Source organism: Cupriavidus sp. SIMBA_020 (genome assembly GCF_046535395.1).
In the GTDB taxonomy this organism is placed as follows: Bacteria; Pseudomonadota; Gammaproteobacteria; order Burkholderiales; family Burkholderiaceae; genus Cupriavidus; species Cupriavidus campinensis.
In genome coordinates this window covers 22,652-42,319 of the sequence record NZ_JAWRWU010000002.1, presented here as the reverse complement: position 1 = coordinate 42,319, position 19,668 = coordinate 22,652, and the positions used below count along the sequence as shown (strand labels likewise).

Annotated in this window: 17 protein-coding genes; 1 reads left to right on the top strand and 16 read right to left on the bottom strand. The window is 67.9% G+C overall.

Translation table 11 applies throughout. The features are described from left to right. Positions 1–42 precede the first annotated feature (42 nt). Positions 43–552: a DciA family protein gene (locus SB751_RS04330; protein ID WP_144201265.1), complete on the top strand. Its 510-nt coding sequence runs from the start codon at positions 43–45 to the stop codon at positions 550–552. Positions 553–621: 69 nt separating this feature from the next. Here SB751_RS04330 and lpxC read toward each other — a convergent pair whose 3' ends face one another. From lpxC to rsmH, 16 genes are all read right to left on the bottom strand, one after another. Beyond that, positions 622–1,539, bottom strand: a complete 918-nt coding sequence (lpxC, locus tag SB751_RS04325; RefSeq protein ID WP_144201263.1) for a UDP-3-O-acyl-N-acetylglucosamine deacetylase — start codon at positions 1,537–1,539, stop codon at positions 622–624. Between the two features lie 169 nt (positions 1,540–1,708). Continuing rightward, the gene (locus SB751_RS04320) at positions 1,709–2,215 is read right to left on the bottom strand and encodes a peroxiredoxin (protein WP_250024794.1); all 507 of its coding nucleotides are present in this window, start codon (positions 2,213–2,215) and stop codon (positions 1,709–1,711) included. Positions 2,216–2,576: 361 nt separating this feature from the next. Continuing rightward, positions 2,577–3,767: a cell division protein FtsZ gene (gene ftsZ, locus SB751_RS04315; RefSeq protein WP_092298568.1), complete on the bottom strand. Its 1,191-nt coding sequence runs from the start codon at positions 3,765–3,767 to the stop codon at positions 2,577–2,579. Positions 3,768–3,958: 191 nt separating this feature from the next. Continuing rightward, positions 3,959–5,191: a cell division protein FtsA gene (gene ftsA, locus SB751_RS04310; protein WP_092298565.1), complete on the bottom strand. Its 1,233-nt coding sequence runs from the start codon at positions 5,189–5,191 to the stop codon at positions 3,959–3,961. Then, a complete protein-coding gene (locus SB751_RS04305) occupies positions 5,188–6,099 on the bottom strand; it encodes a cell division protein FtsQ/DivIB (RefSeq protein WP_144201258.1) in 912 nt (303 codons plus the stop codon). The genes ftsA and SB751_RS04305 overlap by 4 nt, the downstream gene beginning before the upstream one ends. A gap of 41 nt (positions 6,100–6,140) precedes the next feature. After that, positions 6,141–7,121: a D-alanine--D-alanine ligase gene (locus SB751_RS04300; protein ID WP_144201256.1), complete on the bottom strand. Its 981-nt coding sequence runs from the start codon at positions 7,119–7,121 to the stop codon at positions 6,141–6,143. Next, entirely contained in the window at positions 7,118–8,551 is a 1,434-nt protein-coding gene (gene murC / locus SB751_RS04295; protein ID WP_144201254.1) for a UDP-N-acetylmuramate--L-alanine ligase, read from the bottom strand. Before murC ends, SB751_RS04300 begins: the two co-directional genes overlap by 4 nt. Before the next feature lie 13 nt (positions 8,552–8,564). Beyond that, on the bottom strand, positions 8,565–9,635 hold the full coding sequence (gene murG / locus SB751_RS04290) for an undecaprenyldiphospho-muramoylpentapeptide beta-N-acetylglucosaminyltransferase (RefSeq protein ID WP_144201252.1): 1,071 nt from the start codon (positions 9,633–9,635) through the stop codon (positions 8,565–8,567). Next, on the bottom strand, positions 9,632–10,873 hold the full coding sequence (gene ftsW, locus SB751_RS04285) for a putative lipid II flippase FtsW (protein WP_144201251.1): 1,242 nt from the start codon (positions 10,871–10,873) through the stop codon (positions 9,632–9,634). Before ftsW ends, murG begins: the two co-directional genes overlap by 4 nt. Beyond that, entirely contained in the window at positions 10,870–12,381 is a 1,512-nt protein-coding gene (murD, locus tag SB751_RS04280) for a UDP-N-acetylmuramoyl-L-alanine--D-glutamate ligase (protein WP_144201249.1), read from the bottom strand. Before murD ends, ftsW begins: the two co-directional genes overlap by 4 nt. A 38-nt stretch (positions 12,382–12,419) precedes the next feature. Next, the gene (mraY, locus tag SB751_RS04275) at positions 12,420–13,589 is read right to left on the bottom strand and encodes a phospho-N-acetylmuramoyl-pentapeptide-transferase (protein WP_092298544.1); all 1,170 of its coding nucleotides are present in this window, start codon (positions 13,587–13,589) and stop codon (positions 12,420–12,422) included. A 13-nt stretch (positions 13,590–13,602) separates the two neighbouring features. Further along, positions 13,603–15,003 (bottom strand): UDP-N-acetylmuramoyl-tripeptide--D-alanyl-D-alanine ligase, encoded by a 1,401-nt coding sequence (locus SB751_RS04270; RefSeq protein ID WP_144201247.1) that lies wholly within the window; start codon positions 15,001–15,003, stop codon positions 13,603–13,605. Then, the gene (locus tag SB751_RS04265) at positions 15,000–16,547 is read right to left on the bottom strand and encodes a UDP-N-acetylmuramoyl-L-alanyl-D-glutamate--2,6-diaminopimelate ligase (protein ID WP_410747879.1); all 1,548 of its coding nucleotides are present in this window, start codon (positions 16,545–16,547) and stop codon (positions 15,000–15,002) included. Before SB751_RS04265 ends, SB751_RS04270 begins: the two co-directional genes overlap by 4 nt. Continuing rightward, on the bottom strand, positions 16,544–18,361 hold the full coding sequence (locus SB751_RS04260) for a peptidoglycan D,D-transpeptidase FtsI family protein (RefSeq protein ID WP_211943471.1): 1,818 nt from the start codon (positions 18,359–18,361) through the stop codon (positions 16,544–16,546). The genes SB751_RS04265 and SB751_RS04260 overlap by 4 nt, the downstream gene beginning before the upstream one ends. Next, positions 18,358–18,690 carry a cell division protein FtsL gene (ftsL, locus tag SB751_RS04255; RefSeq protein ID WP_144201243.1) on the bottom strand — a complete coding sequence of 111 codons (333 nt, stop codon included), beginning with the start codon at positions 18,688–18,690 and terminating at the stop codon, positions 18,358–18,360. The genes SB751_RS04260 and ftsL overlap by 4 nt, the downstream gene beginning before the upstream one ends. Beyond that, positions 18,687–19,667, bottom strand: a complete 981-nt coding sequence (gene rsmH / locus SB751_RS04250; protein ID WP_144201241.1) for a 16S rRNA (cytosine(1402)-N(4))-methyltransferase RsmH — start codon at positions 19,665–19,667, stop codon at positions 18,687–18,689. Before rsmH ends, ftsL begins: the two co-directional genes overlap by 4 nt. Between the last annotated feature and the right edge of the window lies 1 nt (position 19,668).

The following is a 19,668-nucleotide window of genomic DNA, read 5'->3' as shown; positions in this document are numbered from 1 at the left end:
TCCCGGCTCTCGGTGGCCAGGATTGCGCGCTAGAATGCGCGCATGCGCATGTTCACTCACCACGCTCTCCAGACGCCGGTTGCCAAGCCACTCAACGATTGGCTGACCAAGTCCGGGCCGGTTTCGGCGCTGATGCAGACGGCGCGCGAACTGGCGTCACTGGAAACGGAAGTCCTGTCGCTCCTGCCACGCGGCCTGCAGGACGGAATCGCCGTGGCCGGTGTCAAGCATGACAACCGGGGCCCGCAGCCGGAAGCGACATTGCTGTTGCTGGCCGCGCATGGCGCGGCGGCCGCGCGGGTACGGCAAGTGGTGCCGACCCTGCTTACCCGGCTGCAACAGCGGGGCTCGCAGGTTACCGCAATCCGGGTACGGGTACAACCGGAGGTCGGGCGCGGGGATTGGGACACTGGCCCGGTCACGCGGCAGCCGCGCACGGCCAACCTGCCGCCGCTGGGGCTGACCAGCATGGATCAACTGGCGCAAAGCCTGGAATCCTCGCCGCTGAAGGAAGCGGTGGAGGCGCTGCTGGCGCGGCATCGCAACCGCTGACGCCGCGGTACTCAATAGAAACGGCCTCCCAAGGGAGGCCGTTGTCGTTTGCGCCGGGGGGGCGGATGCTCAGGCAAACGCCGGCTGCACCTGCGGCAGGAAGGCGGTGGGCGCTTCCTCCAGCTTGTCGAACGTCACGATTTCGTACGCTTCCTGGTCCGCCAGCAGCGCGCGCAGCAGCTGGTTGTTCAGGCCGTGGCCGGACTTGTTGGCCACATACGCGCCGATCAGCGGATGGCCGACCACGTACAGGTCGCCAATCGCGTCGAGGATCTTGTGGCGCACGAACTCGTCGCCGTAGCGCAGTTCCTCGTTGTTCAGCATGCGGTGCTCGTCCAGCACGATGGCGTTGTCCAGGCTGCCGCCACGGGCCAGGCCCATCTCGCGCAGCGCTTCCACCTCGTGGGCGAAACCGAAGGTGCGGGCCCGGGCGATCTCGCGCACGTAGCTCGTGTCGGCGAAATCGATCGAGAACGCCTGGCCGGTCTTGTCGACGGCCGGATGACGGAAGTCGATCGTGAACGAGAGCTTGAAGCCGAAATACGGCTCCAGGCGGGCCAGCTTGTCGCCGTCACGCACTTCCACGGCGCGCTTCACGCGGATGAAACGCTTGGCCGCCGACTGCTCCTCGATCCCCGCCGACTGCAGCAGGAACACGAACGACGCTGCGCTGCCGTCCATGATCGGGATTTCCTCGGCATCCACGTCGACATAGAGATTGTCGATCCCCAGGCCAGCGCAGGCCGACATCAGGTGTTCCACCGTCGAGACGCGCGCGCCGTTCTTCTGGAGCACGGACGCCAGGCGCGTGTCGCCGATGGCGCTGGCGGCCACGGGGATTTCCACCGGTTCCGGCAGATCGACACGGGTGAACACGATGCCTGCATCGACGGGGGCCGGTCGCAGGGTCAGCGTCACTTTGCGACCCGAGTGCAAACCGATGCCAACCGTCTTCACCAGGGATTTGATGGTGCGCTGTTTGAGCATGACAGCCTCAATCTCTTAGGTGGCCCACATTATAAAAAGCTATTGGGCACAAATTTTAATAACGCGATACTACCACCGCTTGGTGTATTGCGCCGCACCACTTTGTGTCGGGGTGTTAACCAGTGTTACCAAAGTCGACCAAACATCACTCCGATCGGGCCAATCCGTGTCAGGCGCGCAACGCCCCAAGAACGGCTTCGGCGCTGCTGACCTTGAATTCGCCAGGGGCTTCCACGAACAGGTGGGTGACCACGCCGTCATCCAGCACCATCGCGTAGCGCTTGGCGCGCACGCCCAGGCCGCGCTGGCTCAGGTCCTGGTCCAGCCCGAGCGCGCGAGCCCATTGTGCAGCGCCGTCGGCCATCATGCGGACTTTGCCGCCGGTCTGCTGCTCACGGCCCCAGGCGCCCATCACAAAGGCGTCATTGACCGCGTGGCACCAGATCTCGTCCACACCGGCTGCCTGGAACTGGTCGGCCAGTTGCACGAAGCCGGGCACGTGCTTGGCAGAGCAGGTCGGCGTGAACGCGCCGGGCAGGCCGAACACGACGATGCGGCGGCCCTTGACCAACTCGGCCACCGGGAAGGCATTGGGACCGAGCGCGCAACCGCCGGTCTCGGCTTCGAAGAATTCGTACAGGGTGGCGTCGGGGACGCGCTGGCCAACACTGATCATGGGGGCGATTTCCTAAAGACCGAACAGACGAAAGTCGGGGCTGGTGAAAACCCTGACTGCAATCATAGGCCACAAAAACGACTGCGCGGCGCACCGGTTCGGCACGCCGCGCGGACGACGAGGCATCCCGCCGCGGGAAGGCGGGAAACAGTCCGGGGAGGCGGCCGATGGCACGCCTGTCCCGGCAACGGGATGCGGGCGGAGACAGTGCCGACGCGGGCGCGGCGCAGCCGGGCGCGCTGACGGGCTACGTCAGTCCTGGCGAATGCCGAGCGGATAGGGAGCGCTCAGGCTTCGCGGATCAGACCACGTGCAACCCGCCAGGCGCACGGCCGCAGCCGCCGCCCTGCCGGCAGCCAACTCAGTCCGCCTGCTTGCGCAGGAAGGCCGGGATGTCGTACGTGTCCACACCCTTTTCCTGCAGCGCCGCCACGTGAGCCGATGCCGACTCACGCGAACTGCGCCACACGGCCGGCGTATCCAGGCCGCTGTAGTCCGGCGAGGCATGCGCCGGGGCAGCGGTCATGCCGCCCATCATCTGCATCGGGATGTTGTCCGTGCCAGTCTTCAGCAGCGTCATCGGCTGCTGCTTCTTGGCCGAACGGCCCAGGCCCGTTGCCACCACGGTCACGCGCAGCGCGTCGCCCATCGAGTCGTCGTACACCGTGCCGAAAATCACCGTGGCATCTTCCGCGGCGTAGCTGCGGATGGTGTTCATGACTTCCTTGGTTTCCGACAGCTTCAGCGAGCGGCTGGCCGTGATGTTGACCAGCACGCCGCGCGCGCCGGACAGGTCCACGCCTTCCAGCAGCGGGCTGGCGACGGCCTGCTCGGCAGCCAGGCGGGCGCGATCCACGCCGGATACGGTAGCCGTGCCCATCATGGCCTTGCCCTGCTCGCCCATCACCGTCTTCACGTCTTCGAAGTCGACGTTCACGAGGCCGTCAACGTTGATGATCTCGGCAATGCCGGCCACCGCGTTGTGCAGCACGTCGTCGGCGCACTGGAAGCACTTGTCCATCTCGGCGTCGTCGCCCATCACCTCGAACAGCTTCTCGTTGAGCACCACGATCAGCGAGTCCACCGACGATTCCAGCTCGCCCGAGCCATGTTCGGCCACCTTGGCGCGACGTGCGCCTTCGAAGTCGAACGGCTTGCTGACCACGCCCACGGTCAGGATGCCCATTTCCTTGGCCACCTGCGCCACGATCGGGGCAGCGCCGGTACCGGTGCCGCCGCCCATGCCGGCAGTGATGAAGACCATGTGCGCACCGCGCAGGGAATCGGCGATCTGCTCGCGCGCCTGTTCGGCGCAGTTGCGACCCACCTCCGGCTTGGCGCCGGCGCCCAGACCCGTGTTACCGAGTTGCAGCACGCGCGATGCCGTGGAGCGCTTGAGCGCCTGGGCATCGGTGTTCATGCAGATGAATTCCACGCCCTGCACGCCACGGCTGATCATGTGCTGCACGGCGTTGCCGCCCGCACCGCCCACGCCCACCACCTTGATGATGGTGCCGTCCTGCATCTCCGATTCGATCATGTCAAAGTCCATCACTGCCTCCGTGAAAAATCAGTCCCCAAACGCTGCAGCCTCCCCGCCGCAGCCCTTGGTTCCTGAACAAGAAACCAAAATAGAAGAAGAAACCTGCTCAACGTGCCATCGTGCGATTCGCTGACCGCGACGCATGGCTGACTCGTAAAACGCCTAAAAAAATCCCTAAAACAACCTGACCACATCCGGCGTCAGAAGTTGCCGACAAACCATTCCTTCATGCGCGTCCACACCTGCTTCACCGAGCCGCTCTGCACGGCCACCTTGCGGCCACGCATGCGCTGCACCCGGCCTTCCAGCAGCAGGCCCATCACCGTGGAGTAGCGCGGGCTCTTCACCACCTCGTGCAGGTTGCCGCGATACTCGGGCACGCCCACGCGCACCGGCTTCAGGAAGATGTCCTCGCCCAGCTCCACCATGCCCGGCATCATCGCCGTGCCGCCGGTGATCACCACGCCGGAGGACAGCAGTTCCTCGTAGCCGGACTCGCGCACCACCTGGTGCACCAGCGAATACAGTTCCTCGATGCGCGGCTCGATCACGGCCGCCAGCGCCTGGCGGCTCAGCGTGCGCGTGCCACGGTCGCCCACGCCCGGCACCTCGATCATGTCGTCCGGGTCGGCAATCGCCTGCTTGGCAATGCCGTACTGGATCTTGATGTCCTCGGCGTCCGGCGTCGGCGTGCGCAGGGCCATCGCAATATCGTTGGTAATCTGGTCCCCGGCGATCGGGATCACGGCCGTATGCCGGATCGCGCCCTCGCTGAAGATGGCGATATCCGTGGTGCCGCCGCCAATATCGACCAGCACCACGCCCAGTTCCTTCTCGTCCTCCGTCAGCACGGCCAGGCTCGACGCCAGCGGCTGCAGGATCAGGTCATGCACTTCCAGCCCGCAGCGGCGCACGCACTTGACGATGTTCTGCGCCGCGCTGACCGCGCCGGTGACGATATGGACCTTGACCTCCAGGCGGATGCCGCTCATGCCGATGGGCTCGCGCACGTCCTCCTGGCCGTCGATGATGAATTCCTGCGTCAGGATGTGCAGGATCTGCTGGTCGGTCGGGATGTTGACCGCCTTGGCGGTCTCGATCACCCGGGCCACGTCCGTCTGCGTGACCTCCTTGTCCTTGATGGCCACCATCCCGCTCGAGTTGAAGCTGCGGATATGGCTGCCGGCAATGCCGGTGAAGACCTCGGCGATCTTGCAGTCGGCCATCAGCTCGGCCTCCTCCAGCGCGCGCTGGATCGACTGCACGGTGGCCTCGATATTGACCACGACCCCCTTCTTCAGACCCTTGGACTCGGACTGGCCCATCCCGATCACTTCGTAGCTGCCGTCGGGGCGCAGTTCCGCGACCACCGCCGCCACCTTCGAGGTGCCGATGTCGAGACCGACCAGTAAGTCCTTGTATTCCTTGCTCATCGGGTTTTCTCCGCGTTCTTGCTCTTGAGTCGCGTCGGATTGTTATTGGGATTGCCTGCCGACGCCGCTGCCGGCGTCGTTCCCCCGGAGGCTTTGGCCGCCGCCGCGTTTGCCGCTTTTGCTGCCGCGGCAGCCTGGGCGTCGGTCAGGAACCTGACGTTGGCCGCGCGGATCGCGAAGCCGTTGGGATAGCGCAGGTCGGCGTACTCCACCTGCTTGCCCACCTGCTCGGTCACCTGCGGCCAGGCGGCCACGAAGCGCTTGACCCGCGCCTCCATGGCTGCCCGATCCTCATCGGTCTGCTCTCGGCCCAGCTCGATCACCATGCCGTTCGACAGCCGCGTGCGCCACGCATAGCGCGACGACAACGCCACCGACAGCGGCTCGGCCTTGAGCGGCTTGAACCATTGCCGCATGACTTCCAGCTTCTCGACCACATCGGCCTCGCTGTCCGGCGGCCCGTCGAGTGCCAGCAGCTGGGCATCTTCCTCGGCCTCGGCGGTGTTGGCCACGAACACCTCGCCATAGGTATTGAGGAGCCGGCCGCTTTCCGGGCTGCCCCAGGTACCCAGCGCCTCATGCTCCTCCACCTCCACCGCCAGCCCGTTCGGCCATTCGCGGCGCACGCTCGCGTGCCGCACCCACGGCACCGACTCGAACGCCTGACGCGCCGCGTTCAGGTCCAACGTAAAGAAATTGCCAGACAGTTTGCCCAGCGCGTTGGCGCGCACGCTCGGCCCGTTCACGTGGCGCAGCGCCTGGCCGTCCATGGCGTGCAGTTCCACATGGGTGATGGCGAACACCGGCCGCTGGGCCAGCCACAGCAGGCCCGCCCCGAGCGCCATCAGCGCCACCAGTGCGTAGAGCACGGAGGCGATCAGGTTGAGGAGGCGCGCGTTATGCCACATGGGTCGGGTTCAGGAGCTGTGTTTTCGTCGAATTACGGTTATCAGGGCTTCCAGTGCTCGTTCGGATGCAGGTCCAGCGTGGCCTGCGCCACCACCTGGATCACGAAGTCCTCATAGCTGATGCCCACCGCGCGCGCCGCCATCGGCACCAGCGAGTGGCCGGTCATGCCGGGGGACGTATTCATTTCCAGCAGGTAAGGCTTGCCGTCGCGGGTCAGCATCACGTCGGCGCGGGCCCAGCCACGGCAGCCGAGCACACGGAACGCTTCCACGGCCAGGGCGCGCACCTCGTTCTCGAGCGCCTCAGGCAAGGTCGAGGGGCACAGATATTGGGTAACGTCAGTAAAGTACTTATTTTGATAGTCGTAGTTCGACTCGGGCGCGACAATCTTGATGACCGGCAGCGCCTCGGCGGTCGCGCCCTCGCCCACGATGGGGCAAGTCAGCTCTGCGCCGTCGATAAAACTCTCGGCCAGCACGTCGTCATCCAGCACCGCCGCGCGCTCGAAGGCCTCGCGCATCTGGCTGGCATCAGTGACCTTGGTCAGCCCGATCGACGACCCTTCCCGGGCCGGCTTGACGATCAGCGGCAGGCCGAGATCCGCCACCACGGCGTTGAAATCGGTATCGGGGCGCAGCACCGCGAAGCGCGGCGTAGGCAGGCCGTGGGACATCCAGAGCCGCTTGGTGGCGGGCTTGTCCATGGCCAGCGCGGACGCCAGCACGCCACTGCCGGTGTACGGAATGCCCAGCATCTCGAGCATGCCCTGGATCGTGCCGTCCTCGCCGTAGCGGCCATGCAGCGCGATAAAGACGCGGTCGAAGCCGGCGGCGGCCAGTTCGGCCACCGGTTGCAGGGCCGGGTCGAACGGGTGGGCATCCACGCCGCGCGCGCGCAGCGCCGCCAGCACGCCGTTGCCGGACATCAGCGACACCTCGCGTTCGGCCGAACGGCCGCCCAGCAGCACGCCGACCTTACCCAGCGATTTCGGGTCGATATTGGGATGGGCGACGAAGCTCATGCCTGGCCTCCTGCCGGATTTGCCTGGGTTGTCTGTTGCGATACGAGCTGGCCGGGCACCGCGCCGATCGTGCCGGCGCCCATGGTCACGACCACGTCGCCGGGACGGACTGCGTTGAGGATGGCCTGCGGCATGTCCTCGATCTGCTCGACGAAGACCGGCTCCACCTTGTTGGCCACCCGCAGCGCGCGGGTCATCGCCCGGCCGTCGGCGGCCACGATGGGCGCCTCGCCGGCGGCGTAGACCTCGGCCAGCAGCAGCGCGTCCACGGTGCCAAGCACCTTCACGAAATCTTCAAAACAGTCGCGCGTCCGCGTGAAGCGGTGGGGCTGGAAGGCCAGCACCAGGCGGCGGCCCGGGAAGGCACCGCGCGCGGCGGCCAGCGTGGCGGCCATTTCCACCGGGTGATGGCCGTAGTCGTCCACCAGCGTGAAGGTGCCCTGGCCGTCGGCCGTGGCGACCTCGCCGTAGCGCTGGAAGCGGCGGCCCACGCCGTGGAACTCGCGCAGCGCCTTGACGATGGCGGCGTCCGGCACCTCCAGCTCGGTGGCAATGGCGATAGCGGCCAGCGCGTTCTGCACGTTATGCAGGCCGGGCAGGTTCAGCACCACGTCGAGCGGCGGCTCGGCATGGCCGTTCAGCTGGCGATGGACGGTGAAATGCATCTGGCCGTCCACCGGGCGCGCGTTGACCGCGCGGATCTGGGCGTCCTCGGCAAAGCCGTAGCGCACCACCGGCTTCGAGACGAACGGCAGGATCTCGCGCACATTCGGGTCATCGACACACAGCACCGCGATGCCGTAGAACGGCAGCCGCTGGGTGAACTCCACGAACGCCTGCTTGAGCCGGGCGAAATCATGCCCGTAGGTGTCCATGTGGTCGGCGTCGATGTTGGTGATGACTTCCATCACCGGGAACAGGTTCAGGAACGAGGCGTCCGACTCGTCCGCCTCGGCCACGATGAAATCGCCCGTGCCCAGCCGCGCGTTGGCGCCGGCCGAGTTCAGCCGCCCGCCGATCACGAAGGTCGGGTCGAGCCCGCCTTCGGCCAGCACGGAGGCCACCAGGCTCGTGGTGGTGGTCTTGCCGTGCGTGCCGGCAATGGCGATGCCCTGCTTCAGACGCATCAGTTCGGCCAGCATGATCGCGCGCGGCACCACGGGGATGCGGCGCGCCCGGGCGGCCAGCACCTCGGGGTTGTCATTGGTGACCGCCGTGGAGACCACGACAGCGTTGGCACCTTCCACATGGCCGGCATCGTGGCCATGGAAGACGCGCGCGCCCAGCGTGGCCAGCCGCCGCGTGGCGGCGTTGCTGCCCACGTCCGAGCCCGAGACCTTGTAGCCCAGGTTCAGCAGGACCTCGGCGATGCCGCTCATGCCGGCCCCGCCAATGCCTACGAAGTGGATGTTTTTGACGATGTGCTTCATTGATTCATATATGTCAGTGGCCCGCCATCTCTTGGCAAATCTCGGCGACACGCCGAGTTGCCTCAGGTTTGGCCAGGCCGCGCGCCAGGCGCGCCATGTCTTTCAGTTGTGACCGCGACAGGCTGGCCAGCGTCTGCGCCAGCCCCTCCGCGGTCAATGCGTTCTGTTGCACCAGCAATGCGGCGCCCTGCTTCGACAGGAACTTCGCGTTGGTGGTCTGGTGGTCGTCCACCGCGTGCGGAAACGGCACGAACAGGGCCGCCACACCGGCGGCGGCCACTTCGGAAACCGTCATCGCGCCTGCGCGGCAGATGACCAGGTCGGCGTCGGCATAGGCCGCCGCCATGTCGTCGATGAACGGCACGGTGTCGCCCGCCACGCCGGCTGCGGCGTAGTTGGCGCGCAGCGTGTCGATCTGCTTGGCACCGGCCTGATGCCGCACCACCGGGCGCTGGCCCTCGGGCAGCAGCGCGATGGCCTTCGGCACCACGTCGTTCAGCGCCGCCGCGCCCAGGCTGCCGCCCACCACCAGCACCCGCAGCGGGCCGGTGCGATGGTCGTAGCGCGCCTCGGGCGCCGGCAGGCTCGCCAGCTCCTCGCGCACCGGGTTGCCGGTCCATTCGCTGTTCGGCAGCGCGTCCGGGAACGCGCAGAGCACCCGGTCGGCCACCTTGGCCAGCACCTTGTTGGTCAGGCCGGCAATCGAGTTCTGCTCGTGCAGCACCAGCGGGCGGCCCAGCAGCGACGCCATCATGCCGGCCGGGAAGGTGATGTAGCCGCCCATGCCCAGCACCACGTCCGGGCGCACCCGGCGCAGCGCGCCGATGCTCTGCCAGAACGCGCGCAGCAGGTTCAGCGGCAGCAGCAGCTTGGTGACCAGCCCCTTGCCGCGCAGCCCGCCGAACTGGATGAATTCCATCGGGATGTCGTGCTTCGGCACCAGCGTGGCTTCCATGCCGGTACGGTTGCCGAGCCAGACCACGCGCCAGCCGGCGTCGCGCAGTGCATGCGCGACCGCCAGCCCCGGGAACACGTGGCCCCCGGTGCCGCCAGCCATCACGAGCAGCGTGCGCGGATCGCTCATACCTTGCCCCCACGCATCAAGACCCGGTTCTCGTAGTCGATCCGCAGCACAATCGCCAGCCCGATGCAGTTCATCAGGATGCCCGAGCCGCCATAGCTGACCAGCGGCAGCGTCAGCCCCTTGGTTGGCAGCAGGCCCAGGTTCACCCCCATGTTGATGAAGGTCTGCCAGCCGATCCACACGCCGATGCCCTTGGCGACCAGCCCGGCGAAGGTGCGGTCGAGCTGGAGCGCCGTGCGGCCGATGTCGAAGGCGCGGCGCACGAGCCAGTAGAACAGCACGATCATCACCAGCACGCCGACAAAGCCGAGTTCCTCGCCAATCACGGCCAGGATGAAGTCGGTATGCGCTTCGGGCAGGTAGTGCAGCTTCTCGATGCTGCCGCCCAGGCCCACCCCGGTCCACTCGCCCCGGCCGAACGCGATCAGCGAGTGCGTGAGCTGGTACGCCTTGCCCAGCGCGTTGCTCTCTTCCCACGGGCTCAGATAGGCAAAAATCCGCTCGCGACGCCATGGCGAGGCCGTGATCAGCAGCGCGAACGCGCCGATGGCCACGCCGACCAGCCCGGCGAACAGCTTGCCGTTGATGCCGCCGAGGAACAGGATGCCCATCGCCACGGCGGCGATCACCAGGAACGCGCCCATGTCCGGCTCGAGCAGCAGCAGCATGCCCACCAGGACCACGGCCACGCCCATCGGCAGGAAGCCCTTGGACACGGTCTGCATCCATTCCTGCTTGCGCACGGTGTAGTTGGCCGCGTACAGCACCACGGCCAGCTTCATCAACTCCGACGGCTGGAAATTCATCACGCCGAGCGGAATCCAGCGCCGCGCGCCGTTCACGCCCTTGCCGACGAACGGCACCAGCACGAGCACCAGCAGCACCAGCGCGATGATGAACAGCTTGGGCGCGTATTTATCCCAGACCTTGACCGGAATCTGGAAGGCCACCAGCCCCGCCGACAGCCCGATGAACAGCGCGAACGCGTGGCGCACCAGGAAGTGGCTCTCGCGGTAGTTGGCGTAGCGCGGCGAGTCCGGCAGCGCAATGGATGCCGAATAGACCATCACAAGGCCGAGCGTCAGCAGCACGATGGCCACCCAGAGCAGCGGCTGGTCGTACTCCATCATCCGGGAGCGCGTGGGCTTGACGCCGGACACGGCGTCGCGCAGCCCGCCCCAGGCGTTGCCGATGGTGGCGCCGATGAAACCGCTGCGCTTGACCTGCGTATCGCTCATGGCAGGATCCCCCGGGACAGGGCCAGTTCTTCCACCGCGCCACGGAACACTTCGGCGCGATGCACATAGTTGCGGAACATGTCGAGGCTGGCGCACGCGGGCGAGAGCAGCACCACGTCGCCGGTCTCGGCCAGATGGGACGATTTCTCGACCGCTTCCTCGAGCGTGGCGGCGTCCACCAGCTGCGTGCCGGTGTCAGCCAGCGCGGCGCGCAGCTCGGCGGCGTCCTTGCCGATCAGCACCACGGCCCGCGCGTACTGCGCCACCGGCGCCGCCAGCGGCGAGAAGTCCTGACCCTTGCCTTCGCCGCCGGCGATCAGGACCACGCGCTTGTCCAGCCCGGACAGCGCGGCCACCGTGGCACCCACGTTGGTGCCCTTGCTGTCGTCGAAATACTCGACCTCGTCGATCGTCGCCACCCACTCCACGCGGTGCGGCTCGCCGCGATACTCGCGCAGGCCGTGCAGCAGCGCGTTCATCGGCAGGTCGATGGCGCGGCACAGGGCCAGCGCCGCCATGGCGTTGGTGGCGTTGTGCATGCCGCGGATGTGCAGCGCGTCGGCCGGCATCAGGCGCTTGTGGCGCACCGGCACGGCTTCCTCGGCGACCTGCGCGCCCTTGCGGCGGCGCGGCTTCGGCTCGGCATCCGCCTCGGTGTCCGGCTCGGCCAGCACCAGCCAGGGCATGCCGCCTTCGCGCAGCACGCCGTAGCTGCCGGCCGTCTCGGGCAGATCGGTGCCAAAGGTGACGAGCGGCGCACTGGTGCGCACCATCGCCATCGTCGCGGCATCATTGCGGTTCAGCACCTGCACGCAGGCCTTGTCGGCCGGCCCGAAGATGCGCGCCTTGGCGGCGGCATAGGCTTGCATGCTGCCGTGCCAGTCGAGGTGGTCCTGCGAGACATTGAGCACGGTGGCCGCGTGCGGCGCCAGCGTGTGGGTGGTTTCCAGCTGGAAGCTCGACAGTTCGAGCACCCAGACGTCCGGCAGCGTGGCGCTGGCGATGCAGGCCGACAGCTTGTCCAGCGCGGACGGGCTGATATTGCCGGCCACGGCCACGGTCTTGCCGGCGCGCTCGACCAGCCGCCCGGCCAGCGCCGTGGTGGTGGTCTTGCCGTTCGTGCCGGTGATGGCCAGCACGCGCGGCGCGTAGCCGGACGTGCTTTCCAGATAGCCAAGCGCCTGGGCGAACAGTTCGATCTCGCCCCAGACCGGGATGCCGCGCGCGGCGGCGGCATCGAGTACGGCCTTCGTGCCCGATTCCAGCGGCGACAGTCCCGGGCTAATCGCCACCAGGCCGATGCCGTCGAGCAAGGACTCGGAAAACGGCCCGCCCACGAACTCGGCCGTGGTCAGTTCCGCCTGCAGGAAGGCGAGATTGGCGGGCGCCTCGCGGGTGTCGGCCACGCGCACGCGGCAGCCGTTCAGGCCGCACCAGCGTGACATGGCCAGCCCCGACTCGCCGAGGCCCAGTACCAGCACATGAGGTTTCTGCAACACGCCAAACACTTCGATTTCCCGCCTTACTAATTAGAGAGTGGATCCGGTCAACGCAGCTTCAGCGTCGACAGCCCGATCAGCACCAGCAGCATCGTGATGATCCAGAACCGCACGGTGACCTGCGTTTCCTTCCAGCCGCTCAGCTCGAAATGGTGGTGCAGCGGCGCCATGCGGAACAGCCGCCGGCCCTCGCCGTAGCGGCGCTTGGTGAACTTGAACCAGGTCACCTGGAGCATCACCGACACCGTTTCCACCACGAAGATGCCGCCCATCACGAACAGCACGATTTCCTGCCGCACGATCACGGCGATGGTGCCGAGCGCGCCGCCCAGCGCCAGCGCGCCCACGTCGCCCATGAACACCTTGGCCGGATGCGCGTTGAACCAGAGGAACGCCAGCCCCGCCCCGGCCATCGCCGAGCAGAAGATCAGCAGCTCGCCCGCGCCCGGGATGTGCGGGAACAGCAGGTACTTGCTGTAGACCGTGTTACCCATCACATAGGCAAACACGCCCAGGCCACCGCCCACCAGCACCACCGGCATGATCACCAGGCCGTCCAGGCCATCGGTCAGGTTCACGGCGTTGCTCGAGCCGACGATCACGAGATAGGTCAGCACGATGAAGCCCATCACGCCCAGCGGGTAGCTGACTTCCTTGAAGAAGGGCACGATCAGGTTGGTCTTGTACGGCACATCGGCCCACATGCCGCCCTCGATCCAGCTCAGGAACAGGCTCCATACGCGCACGTTGCTGGCCTCGGACACCGAGAACGCCAGATAGACCGCCGCCACCAGCCCGATCAGCGTCTGCCAGAAGAACTTCTCGCGGCTCGACATGCCGCGCGGGTCGCGATACACCACCTTGCGGTAGTCATCGACCCAGCCGATGGCGCCGTAGCCCACCGTCACCAGCAGCACCACCCAGATGAAGCGGTTGCCCCAGTCACACCAGAGCAGCGTGGAGATGCCGATCGAGAGCAGCACCAGCACCCCGCCCATGGTCGGCGTGCCCGACTTCACGAGGTGGGTCTGCGGGCCGATCGTGCGCACGGCCTGGCCGATCTTCAGCTCGGTCAGGCGACGGATCACCCACGGCCCGAAGCCGAGGCCGATCACCAGCGCGGTGAGGTTGGCCGCCACCGCGCGGAAAGTCAGGTAGTTGACGACCCGCAGGAAGCTGTAATCGTTTTGCAGCCACTGGGCCAGAGCCAATAACATCGTGTGTCTTCAGTTAGTGAGCGGAAGGTGTTGCGACCAGCGCATCGACCATCCGTTCCATGCGCATGAAGCGCGATCCCTTCACCAGCACGGCCGATGCCCCGGCTACCGTGCCCTCCTTGTCTTCGCCCAGCGCCTGCGCCAGGTCGTCCGCCTTGTCGAAATGGCGGCCCGCCGGCCCGTAGGCCTGCACCGCGTGCGTCGCCAGCTGGCCCGTGGCCCAGAGCGCCTCGATGCCGCGCGTGCGCGCGTAGTCGCCAATCTCGGCATGGAACGCCGGGCCCTGGTTGCCGACCTCGCCCATGTCGCCCAGCACCAGCAGGCGCGGCGCGGCAAACCCGGCCAGCACGTCGATGGCGGCGCGCATGGAATCCGGGTTCGCGTTGTAGGTGTCGTCGATCAGGACCGTGCCGCCCGCCGTGTGCCTGACCTGCAGCCGGCCCTTCACGGCCGTGAAGCCGGCGATGCCAGCCTGGATGGCGGCCACGTCCACGCCCGCCGCCAGCGCGCAGGCCGTGGCGGCCAGCGCGTTGCGCACGTTGTGAGCGCCCAGCAGCTGCAGGCGCAGGTCGAAAGTCTGGCCGGGCGCGGTCACGTGGAGCACCTGCACGCCGTCATCGAGCGACACCGTGGCACGCACGTCGGCCGACGGATCGGTCCCGAAAGCCATCACCCGCCGTCCGGCCGCTGCCTGGCGCCAGATCTGTGCATGCGCGCCGCCGCTCTCGGCATCCAGCGGGAACACCGCCACGCCATCGGCCGGCAGCGCGGCCAGCGCGCTGGCGTGCTCGTGCGCCACCGCCTCCACGCTGACCATGAATTCCTGGTGCTCGCGCTGGGCGTTGGTGATCACGGCCACAGTCGGCTGGGCGATGCCGGCCAGGTAGACCGTCTCGCCCGGATGGTTCATGCCGAGTTCCAGCACCGCCAGCTTGTGGTGCGCGCGCAGGCGCAGCACCGTCAGCGGCAGGCCGATATCGTTGTTCAGGTTGCCCCCCGTGGCCAGCCGGTCTGACTCGCCCACGGCGGCGGCGAAGATCGCCGCGATCATTTCCTTGACCGTGGTCTTGCCGTTGCTGCCGGTCACGGCCACGGTGGGCAGCGTGAACTGGCGGCGCCAGCCGGCGCCCAGTTCGCCCAGGCCGATGCGCGTGTCCGGTACGACGATGGCCGGCACGTCGAGGCCGGTCTCGCGGCTCACCAGCACGGCAGCCGCGCCGCGCGCGATCACATCGGCCAGGAAATCATGGGCGTCGAAGCGTTCGCCCTGGAGCGCGACAAACAGGTCGCCGGGCTCGACGGTACGGCTGTCGGTGTGCACGCGCGTGAACGTGCGCGAGGCATCACCCACCACACGGGCGCCGGCCATCCAGCCGGCGGCTTGCTGCAAATTGGTCATCGTGGTCTGGTTCATGCCGACACCCCCCGGGTGCCCAGCGTCAGGCGCACGTGCTCGCGGTCGGAGAACGGGCGCTTCTTGCCCTGGATCTCCTGCGTGGCCTCATGGCCCTTGCCGGCCACCAGCACCACGTCGGCCGTGGCCGCGTGCTTGATGGCATAGAGGATGGCGGCGGCGCGATCCTCGACCAGCCGGGCGCGGGCACGGTCCTGCATGCCGTCGGCGATGGCCTCGAGGATGTCGCGCGGATCTTCGCTGCGCGGGTTGTCGCTGGTCAGGATGATGTCGTCGGCAAGGCGCTCGGCCACGCCGCCCATCAGCGGGCGCTTGGTGGCGTCGCGGTCACCGCCGCAGCCGAACACGCACCAGAGCCGGCCCTGACGGGCCTCGGCCACCGGGCGCAGCGCGGCCAGCGTCTGCGCGAGGGCGTCCGGCGTGTGGGCATAGTCGACCACCGCCAGCGGGGCGTCCTGCCCGCCAAACAGTTCCATGCGGCCGTCCACCGGCGTCAGGGTGCGCAGCGCGGCGAGCGCAGCATCCCACGCCACGCCCTGCGCCAGCGCGGCGCCGAGCACGGCCAGCAGGTTGCTGACGTTGAAATTGCCGATCATCGGCGTGGTCACGTCGGCGCTGCCGAAGCTGCCGTCGAGGTGGAAGGCGGTGCCGCTGGCCGTGGCGCGCACCCCGGAGGCGCGCAGCCACTGGCCGCGGGCGGCGGAGGCGCCGGCGGCGCCGTCGATCCCATATTCGATCACCTGCGGCGCGGTCACGGCGGCGGCGTTGCCGGCCAGCAGACGGCGGCCCATGGCGTCATCGCGGTTGATCACGGCGGCGCGCAGGCCATCCCACTGGAACAGGCGCGCCTTGGCCGCCTCGTACTCGGCCATGGTGCCGTGGTAGTCCAGGTGGTCCTGCGTCAGGTTGGTCAGCACGGCCACGGCAAACCCGGTGCCGGCCACGCGGCCCTGTTCCAGGCCGTGCGACGACACTTCCATGGCGATGGCGCGCGCGCCGGCATCGTGGAGGTCGGCCAGGCTGGCCTGAAGCTGGACGGCGTCCGGCGTGGTGAAGCCGGTGGCCTGCAGGGCATCGGGGAAGCCGGTGCCGAGCGTACCGATGGTGGCGCAGCGCGTGCCGGTGGCCTGGAGCAGGCGGGCCAGCCATTGCGCGCACGAGGTCTTGCCGTTGGTCCCGGTGATGCCGGTCACGGTCAGGCCGCGTGCGGCCACGCCATGCCAGCCGGCGGCAATCGGGCCGGCCAGTTCGTGCAGTTGGGAGACCGCCAGGTGCGGCACGGCATCGCCATGCGTCCAGGCGTAGCCATCGGCTTCATGGACGATGGCCGAGGCGCCAGCGGCGATGGCCTTGTCGATATGGGGCCGGCCGTCCGTGGCCAGCCGATCGTTACCGAGCACGTAGGCGAAGAACACATCGCCGGGCTGCAGGCGGCGCGTATCGCCGGTGAGCCGGGCCGTGACCGGTGCGTGCGTACGCAGCCAGGCCAGCGCGTTGCTGGCCTGGACGGACACTTCGAGGGGGAGCAGCGGCTTGGCCGTCATGGCGTCGCGGCCCATGGTTCGCTCTCCTGCACCTTGTCCGTCACCATCAACTGGCGGATCGGCGAATCGGGCTGCACGTTCAGCGCCCGCAGCGCCCCGCCGGTGATCGCCGCGAAGACCGGGCCGGCCACCGCGCCGCCGTAGTGGCTGCCGACGGTCGGCTCGTCCACGCTGACCGCCACGATCACGCGCGGGTTGGACATCGGCGCCAGGCCGATGAACGACGCGCGGTACTTGCTGCGGTCGTAGCCGCGTCCCACGTGCTTGTACGCCGTACCGGTCTTGCCGCCCACGCGGTAGCCCATCACCTGGGCCTCGGGCGCGGTGCCGCCCGGCGCGGTCACGGTTTCCAGCATGCCGCGCACATCGCGCGCCACCTGCGGCTTGAGGATGCGCTCGCCGGTGGCCGGGCCGTTGGTCTTGAAGATCGACACCGGGATCAGCTCGCCGTCATGGGCGAAGATCGTGTAGGCGTGTGCTACCTGGAACAGTGACACCGACAGGCCGTAGCCGTACGACATCGTCGCCTGTTCGATCGGGCGCCAGCTCTTCCAGGGCCGCACGCGGCCGGCCACGGCGCCCGGGAAGCCGATCTTCGGCGCCTGCCCCAGGCCGAGGCTGGTATACATATCCCACATTTCCTGCGGCTTCATCAGCATCGCGATCTTGGTCGTGCCGATGTTGCTCGACTTCTGGATCACGCCCGACACCGTCAGCGCGCCGTAGTTGTGGGTGTCGCTGATCGTGGCGCCCTCGAACTGGTACTTGCCCGTGGTGGCCACCACCGTGGACGGCGTGACGCGGCCCAGCTGCAGCGCCAGCCCGATCGAGATCGGCTTCATCATCGAGCCGGGCTCGAAGGTATCGGTCAGCACCCGGTTGCGCAGTTGCTCGCCGGAGAGGCGCGTGCGGTCGTTCGGGTTGTAGGTAGGCCAGTTGGCCAGCGCCAGCACCTCGCCGGTCTGGGCGTCGAGCACCACGGCGCTGGCCGCCTTCGCCTTGCTGCGCTCGGCCACGGCCTTGACCTCGTTGTAGGCCAGGTACTGGATCTTGGCGTCGATGGACAGCTGCATGTCCTCGCCGTCGCGCGGGGTCTTCAGGATGCCGACGTCCTCCACCACCCGGCCGAGCCGGTCCTTGATGACCTGGCGCGCGCCCGAGCGGCCGGCCAGCACGCTTTCGCGCGCCAGTTCCACGCCTTCCTGGCCCTTGTCCTCGACATTGGTGAAGCCGACGATGTGCGCCATCGCCTCGCCTTCCGGGTAGAACCGCTTGTATTCGCGCGTCTGGTGCACGCCCTCGATCTTGAGCGCGGCGATCTTGTCGGCGGCGTCAGGCAGCACCTGCCGCTTCAGGTAGACGAAGCTCTTGTCTTCGGAAAGCTTGGCCTTGAGTTCCTTCTCGGACATCTCCAGCAGCTTCGCCAGCTGGCGGATGCGCTGCGGCTCGATGTCGCTAGAGACGTCCTCGGGCACGGCCCAGATCGCCTTGACCGGCAGGCTGGTGGCCAGCACCAGCCCGTTGCGGTCCAGGATCTTGCCGCGCGTGGCGGGCAGCTCGAGCGTGCGCTGGAAGCGCTTCTTGCCCTCGGCCTCATAGAACTGGTTGCCGGGGCCCTGGATCCACAGCGCGCGGGCGGCCAGCGCCAGGAACGCGGCGAACATCAGGAACACGACCAGCTTGGAGCGCCACATCGGCAGGCGCAGGCCCAGCACCGGGCTGGCGGAGAACTGGCCGGTGCGCGGGCGCGCGGCGCCCCCAGCCGCCTGGCGGCCAGTGCGGGCGCGGTTCAGCGAGGGGCGGGCCATGCTCATTTGGCGGCTCCCCCGGCGGCGGGTTTTTCGGCCGGCTTTTCCGCATCAGGCGGCGTGTTGGGCAGCACCACGCCCTGCAGGTACTGGGTACGGCCGGCCAGCGCCGGCGCCATCCTGAGCTGGGTGCGCGCGGCATCGGCAATGCGCGCGCTCTTGCCGAGCGCGCTCTGCTGGTACTGCAGGCGCGACCAGTCGATATCGAGCTGCTTCTCCTCGGACTGCGCGCGCTCCAGCGCCACGAACAGCGTGCGCGCCTGGTGCTGCGCGCTGACCAGGGACAGCGCGCAGAGCAGGAGGGCGGCAAGGAGGAAGAAGGTCAGGCGATTCATGCCGGGCGGGCCTCCGGCAGCTTTTCGGCCACGCGCATCACGGCGGAGCGGGCGCGGGGGTTCTCGGCCACCTCATCGGCGCCGGGCTTGAAGCGGCCCAGCAGCTTGAGCGTGGGCTGCGGCAGGTCGGCCGCACGCAGGGGCGCGCGGCGCAGCGCGGGGTCGGCGTCCTGCTGCGGACGCGCGTGCGCCTGCATGAACCGCTTGACGATGCGGTCCTCGAGCGAATGGAAACTGATCACCACGAGGCGGCCCCCCACCTGCAACAGCTCGTAAGCCGCCTTCAGCCCGGCCTCGAGGTCCGCAAGCTCTTGATTGATGTGAATCCGTAGAGCTTGAAAGGTGCGGGTCGCAGGGTCCTGACCCTTCTCGCGTGTTTTGACGGCTTTCGCCACGAGCGCGGCAAGGTCTGAAGTAGTGGCGAGTGCTCCGCCATCGCCGGGTTCGCTCCGGCGAGCAACAATCGCCTTTGCAATCTGTACAGCAAACCGTTCTTCCCCATAGTCTCGTATCACCCTGGCAATGTCTTGCTCGTCCGCCTGTGCAAGCCACTCGGCGGCAGTCATGCCGCGCGTGGTGTCCATGCGCATGTCCAGCGGGCCCTCGAAACGAAAGGAAAACCCCCTCGCCGCCTCGTCGATCTGGGGCGAGCTGATTCCCAGGTCGAGCAGCACGCCCGCCAGCGGACCACGGCCGGCCAGCCGCCCGGCCATGTCGCCAAAGCTCGCGTGCTCAATGGAGAAGCGGGCATCCCCGATGGTGCCCGCTTCTGCGATTGCTGCCGGATCCTTGTCGAACGCGACGAGGGTGCCGGCTGGCCCCAGCCGGGCCAGAATCGCCCGGCTGTGCCCGCCCCTGCCGAACGTGCCGTCCACGTAGGCGCCGTCGGGCCGCCAGACGAGCGCCTCGACGGCCTCGTCCAGCAACACGGTGCGATGGCGCAGGGTGGTGGACCCCGGCGTTCCGGTAGGGCTCATG